Annotated in this window: 7 protein-coding genes; 2 read left to right on the top strand and 5 right to left on the bottom strand. The window is 25.3% G+C overall.

The window, feature by feature from the left end; translation table 11 throughout:
• Positions 1-1,072 precede the first annotated feature (1,072 nt).
• Positions 1,073-1,573: an NUDIX domain-containing protein gene (locus E6248_RS11855; RefSeq protein WP_316341012.1), complete on the bottom strand. Its 501-nt coding sequence runs from the start codon at positions 1,571-1,573 to the stop codon at positions 1,073-1,075.
• A gap of 33 nt (positions 1,574-1,606) precedes the next feature.
• A complete protein-coding gene (gene sfsA / locus E6248_RS11850) occupies positions 1,607-2,302 on the bottom strand; it encodes a DNA/RNA nuclease SfsA (protein WP_316341011.1) in 696 nt (231 codons plus the stop codon).
• A gap of 511 nt (positions 2,303-2,813) precedes the next feature.
• Between sfsA and E6248_RS11845 the strand changes: the two genes are divergently transcribed.
• On the top strand, positions 2,814-3,518 hold the full coding sequence (locus tag E6248_RS11845) for an HAAS signaling domain-containing protein (protein ID WP_316341010.1): 705 nt from the start codon (positions 2,814-2,816) through the stop codon (positions 3,516-3,518).
• Positions 3,496-4,479 carry a DUF4097 family beta strand repeat-containing protein gene (locus E6248_RS11840; protein ID WP_316341009.1) on the top strand — a complete coding sequence of 328 codons (984 nt, stop codon included), beginning with the start codon at positions 3,496-3,498 and terminating at the stop codon, positions 4,477-4,479. The genes E6248_RS11845 and E6248_RS11840 overlap by 23 nt, the downstream gene beginning before the upstream one ends.
• A gap of 48 nt (positions 4,480-4,527) precedes the next feature.
• Here E6248_RS11840 and E6248_RS11835 read toward each other — a convergent pair whose 3' ends face one another.
• From E6248_RS11835 to E6248_RS11825, 3 genes are all read right to left on the bottom strand, one after another.
• Positions 4,528-4,695 carry a hypothetical protein gene (locus E6248_RS11835; protein ID WP_316341007.1) on the bottom strand — a complete coding sequence of 56 codons (168 nt, stop codon included), beginning with the start codon at positions 4,693-4,695 and terminating at the stop codon, positions 4,528-4,530.
• Positions 4,696-4,953: 258 nt separating this feature from the next.
• On the bottom strand, positions 4,954-5,253 hold the full coding sequence (locus E6248_RS11830) for a DUF3892 domain-containing protein (protein ID WP_316341006.1): 300 nt from the start codon (positions 5,251-5,253) through the stop codon (positions 4,954-4,956).
• Between the two features lie 315 nt (positions 5,254-5,568).
• Positions 5,569-6,006 (bottom strand): hypothetical protein, encoded by a 438-nt coding sequence (locus E6248_RS11825; RefSeq protein ID WP_316341005.1) that lies wholly within the window; start codon positions 6,004-6,006, stop codon positions 5,569-5,571.
• Between the last annotated feature and the right edge of the window lie 61 nt (positions 6,007-6,067).

Genomic DNA, 6,067 nt, shown 5'->3' with positions numbered 1-6,067 from the left:
TGATTTATCTAAGGCAGCAGGAATGTCTAGTAAATATTTATGTAGATTTTTTATAAGATGATAAAAAAACTCCTATAGAATATCTTAATCACTATACGGTAGAAATTGCTTGTCATAAATTAACCACTACAAATCTCTCAATTACAGATATTGCTTTTGGCTGTGGTTTTATGACTTAAGCTGTTTTATAAAAACGTTTAAAAAAATATTACTCCTAAAATGTATAGAAAAAATTATAATCCTGGAAAATAAAATATAAACTATAGAATAAATATCAAAAAAATAATCGTTTAATAGATATAGCGTAATGATATTGAAAGTTACCTAAAATAAAAAGTAATTTAATATATTAAATAGTCTATTAAAATTAGCTCTCTTTTTCATGTTGATCTAAGATTCCTAATAATATAAATATAGTTTCTGAAAATATATCTAAACATAGTTGTACATGTAGCTATATTGACTCTTAAGAAAATATATTTTTTTATAATGTATACTTCAAATACTATTTGTATTATGCTATTACTTACAATAATTTAAGTTTCGTAAGTAATTAGCAAAGTAATACTATTATGTAATAATATTGCACCGAAGAATTTAGGTTAGTAACTACAATATTTGATATGCCAATTCAAGATATGGTTTCTCTCTATAAAAGCCGTTAGGCTATTTAGTTATTCTTTAAATCCATAAAACAATATCTAAACATAAAAAATGGCTTTTTAAATCTCTCAATACAAATATATGATTTAAGAGATATATTGTTAAGGTGAATATAATATAGAATTAAAAAATAATAACAACATATTATAGGTATACTATACTTAAAATTGCATGAAAAGTAACAATTTTATCTATTAAATAATTAAAATAGAAACTCCAACCAATTTGTTTTCTATTAGTTGGAGATTAAAATATTATGCTATAAAAACATTGACTTTTTACAATACTGAAAATAAATAACCTAATATTCTATTTCTATTAATCTCATATTATTTATTAGATTATCTATAGAAATTTCATATATAATAATTTTTTAATATTGTTTTTATATAAGGTATATTTTTTTCTATTATCTTTTTAACTCTTTTATTTCTAGAACTTTCTTTACAACCTTTGTTCCAATAACATCTTCTTGCATTTCTTCTAATGCCTTTGATAGTTTGGTCCATCCCATACCTTCAACTTCGCAGGACTTTTGAATTTCACCACTAACGTACTCAGCCATAAAAGTAATCATTAGTATCTCCTTATCTTTTACATAATCAGAACCAAGATACTCTATGTTTTTAATATCTATTCCAGCCTCTTCTTTAACTTCCCTATATACAGCCTCTTCAGCTGTTTCATTATTACCTACATACCCAGTTAGAAGAACCTTAGAGTTTTCATATATATAGCTTTGCTTTAATAATAAAATTTCATCTTCTTTAATAATTGCTACCATAATACATGGTTTAGGTATATCAAAAAACATCATATTATCATTAGGACAATAAGGTACTCCCCCCTCATCCCAGCTATACTTTTCCTCTAGCCCTCTTCCGCATATAGGACAAAATTTATACTTCATACTTCACCTCTTACTTAGCAAAAACTAGGTTAATTAAAATATTATATCAATTTTTTCGTTAATTTCAATCATGTTTTTATCCACCTTACAGTTATAAACCATAATATCAACACCATTTTCTCTTGCTAATCTTAATGCTCTTCCGAACTCTGGATCTCTTTCATCATTAGGAGAAAATGTCTCTACATTATCTAATTGTACTAAAAAAAGTATTCCGGCACCATATCCTTCTTTTTTCGCTTCTATTAATTCTAATATATGCCTTGCCCCTCTTTCAGTAGGTGCATCAGGAAACATGCAGTGTCCATTATCTTCTAGTGTTACTCCCTTAACTTCTAAAAAATAATTTTCTTTTTCATCTTCTGTGGATAATTTAAAATCAAATCTACTTTTTCCATAAGTTTTCTCCCTATTTATTTTACTATATTTATGTAAAGTATCAATTCTTCCATTTAATAAAGCTTCATTAACTACTTTATTAGGTATCTGCGAATCTATATTTATTAATATATCACCTTTCATAGCTGCAATTAAATCATATTTAGTCTTTCTTGTAGGATTTAACTCCTCTCTTAAGAATATCTTAGTTCCTTCTATTAATATTTCTCTACATCTACCTGTATTAGGCACATGTACTGTTAATTCTTCTCCATCTAATAGCACCCTTGCATTAAATCTATTTGGTCTTTCTATAAATATTCCTTCATAAATTTTCTTATCAAATTCCATAATTTCTCCTTATCTCTATAAAATAACCTAATTATTCAACAAATTTTTCAAATTTATCCACCACTTATATTAAAGTTTTCCACAGGTTAATTCTTAAAATATATGATTTTTTCTTTATTCCCGGTATTATTGTAACATTATCCACATATTTTATCCACATTTCGTCCAAACTGTGCATAACTTTATAAACAACTTTTAAATTGTATTTTTCTTACTTTCTATATTATTACACATACTTATATTTTTCCTTATATATCATCATATTGTTACAAACATATATTCAATCCATATATATTGTGTCAATATCTTTTTTAAAGTTTTCAACAGTTTTTAATAGTTGTCCACATTTTGTGGATAACTTTCCACAATTTTAACATAATTCACTTCTTAACTTTCACTTAACCACACCTTAAAATTTCCTTAAAGCATATTTAAATCTATTGTATTGATAGCTAGTATTTTTTATACTTAAGTCAACATAATTGAATTTTAAAATATAAAGGAGGATACTGTGAATAAAGAATCTTTTTTAAAAATACTCAAAAATGGTTTAAATGACTTTCCTGAAGGAGAGCTTAGCGATATATTATTTTACTATAAGGACTATTTCGATTCAGCTATAGAGCAAGGAAAAAACTATGATGAAATTATTAATGAATTAGGTGATCCCTATGATATCGTCAAGAATTATAGATACAATAAAGAAAATCCTATACTTAGCCAATCAATAGTAGTAAGTGATTCTAGTGATAATTCACAAGATAGTGGAAACTTTAAATCAAAAAATAATTATGAAAAGAACTCTTACATTAATAAGAAAAAGAATAATCATTCTAGTAATTTAATAGTTTCCTTACTTATTATTGCTCTTTCATTTATATTATTAGGTCCTTCTATTTTAGGAGCTGTTGGGGTTATTGGAAGCATATTTTTAGCTGTAATAGTTTCATCTTTTTCATTATCAGTAGCTGGAACTATAACTCTAATAGGGAAAGTTGTACATGGAATTGGATTAACAATCTTACCTGAGTTTATTGTAGACTTCCCTAATTCAGTATTAGCATTCTCAGTTTTAGGTAGTATATTTTTATTTGTCTTTTCAGTACTATTGTTATACTACTTTATAAAACTATTAATACATTTAAGTAAGAAATTCTTTAATTGGTCGTCTAGGAAAATAAGGGGGAAAGATAATGGAAAACAAAAAAATAATTAGCAGTAAAATGAAAATATTTATGGTTTTTCTCTTACTTTCATCAATTATTTGTTTTACTACTGCTTTTATTCAGCTTTATTACAGTGATTTTAAAGTAGATAATTATTTCAATATCAGTCAGTATTACAACAATGCTATAAATTGGAGTAATGACTCTGATGATTTAAGTGGTGATGAAGTTTATTCAAAGTCAATTGACTTAAAAGATATAGATAATATTAATATAGATTTTTATAATTATCCTACTGTTGTACAAACTTATCCAGGTGATAGCTTAAGTATTTCAATTTATTCAAAGCATAATCCATCTTCAGCTCAAAATAAACAGATTGAATTACTTTCAAATTCAGTAGATAATAAAACATTAGTAGTTACCCCTTCACAAAATATATCATCAATAAATGAATATAGAAATAATATTAGCTTTTTAATAAAGGTACCTTATTCATATTCAAATAATATAAATATTAATACTTCTAATGGTAATATAGAATTAAGTAATTTAAACCTGAAAAACTTAAATATTAAAACTACTAATTCAGATGTATCAATAAATAATTTAACATCAGAAGCAACTAATATTTCCACTACTAACGGAAGTATAGTAACTAATGTACTTAATGCTAAAAATTTGATACTAAATACTACTGATGGAAGTATATCCTCTACAGATAATTTTACTAATGGTACTATTTCCACTATAAATGGGTCTATTTATACATTAATATCTAACAGTGCAAGTAATTTAAATATAAACTCTACTTCAGGAAGCATTAACCTATCAATAAATAAAGATTCAAACTTAACTTTATCTTATTCGACTATAAACGGAAGCTTATACAGAGGTTCTTATGATGAGAGTTCAGATTATCTAAATAATGATAACACCATAAAATTTGGTAATGGAAATGGTAAAGTTAATGTTAAAACTGTAAATGGAGATTTAAATCTATCTGAATAAAAAATAAGCTATATCAAGATTTGATATAGCTTATTTTTTATTTAAATATTATTTAACTGCATATTTATCTTTATAGCATGATAGTAAATATTGAACTGCCAATGTAGTTGGCCCTGCAACTGCTGTTACAGCTGTCCATATAATCTTATTTTGCCCTTTTTCTTCTGCTAATTTAAAAGATGCAAATGCTGATAACACTAATAATAGTAATACCATAATTTATTTTTATCTCCCTTATCTTTTAATAGTTCCTTAATCCAATTCAATTCTACATAATAAATTAATAATTTTCAATAAAACAATAATAGATAAAAAGTAAACTATTTATGAAGTATTAACTAAAATTTAAGCACCAATAATCTTACCAGATGTATATTTAACTCCTAAGCTCTATGAAACATTTACTTTATATTTAACTAAAAAACATAAAAAATTCTATATATCATCTCTTTAGATTTAATATATCCTTTATACTTATTCCACAGTTGGCAGAGAACTTAAATTATTATTTTCACTTTGATCTGGGAGACTTCTTAAGTACTCTTCTCCCTTTTTTGATACTCCAATAGCCACTCCAGAGATATTTCCTCCTCTAGCCATTTTCACACCATCTTCTTTAGATATTCTTTCACCACTATCTAGCTCATATCCAACTACCTCACCAGATTTTTTAATTAATGCCCTTATTGAATGTGCATTGTCTTTAGCTGTAGGTACCTCTTTATTAATATTGGCAGGTAGTCCTCCAATTATATTATCATTCTGATTATTCAAAATAACACCTCCTAAAGTTTATAATGTTATTTTGCTCAATTAAAACTCTTTAATTCAACTTATTTAATATATATGCTTCAATTAAAAATCTACATCTATAGTCTTATAGCTTTATAAGTCTAAAATAATTCTTTAGTTAATTATCTAAATTGAAAGCATCGCTCTTTTAATTTAGATATAAGTTGTTAAGATAACTTGATATTTTAAATATTTTTAACACGAAATGTAAATTAATAAAATATCTGCTCTTTTTACAGCTTATATATAATATAAATGGATGTATTTTTTTTTATCTTAATACATCCACTAGTATAATTATAAAATTATTTCCGCTTGTTCCTTTAAAAGTTCAATATTGTTTTCTGCATCAACAGTAGTGAAATTATAAACATCTGTAAAATTATAGAAATAGTTAGCTATAGCAATTCTCTTAGCTCTCGGAATACTAAACTCTGCTGCTATCTTCTCTAAGAAATCAACTTCTTCCTCTTCATACTCCCCATCTACTAAAGCTAAGCCTACTAATTCAAAATAAATTATTCTTCTTGCTCTATCAGTTGAAGATTTTAAACTTTCAATAATATCTTCATATGCCATTTCACTAACTTCAGAATCCACTAATCCTAACTCTTCTTTATATTCATCTAAAAGAGCTTTTTCTTCTTTTGCAAACTCATTATCAATTCTTGCAAATATTGATACTAAATTTAAAAAAGCATTTGCCTCATCCTTATTTAATTCTTTCAAAAACATATTTCATAATCTCCTATTATCATAAAATTTTACTATAATATAATTATATATTAGTTATAAT

The organism is Clostridium sp. (assembly GCF_032552055.1).
GTDB lineage: Bacteria > Bacillota > Clostridia > Clostridiales > Clostridiaceae > Clostridium.
The sequence above is the reverse complement of the archived record's forward strand: the minus strand, read 5'-3'. Positions and strand labels throughout refer to the sequence as shown.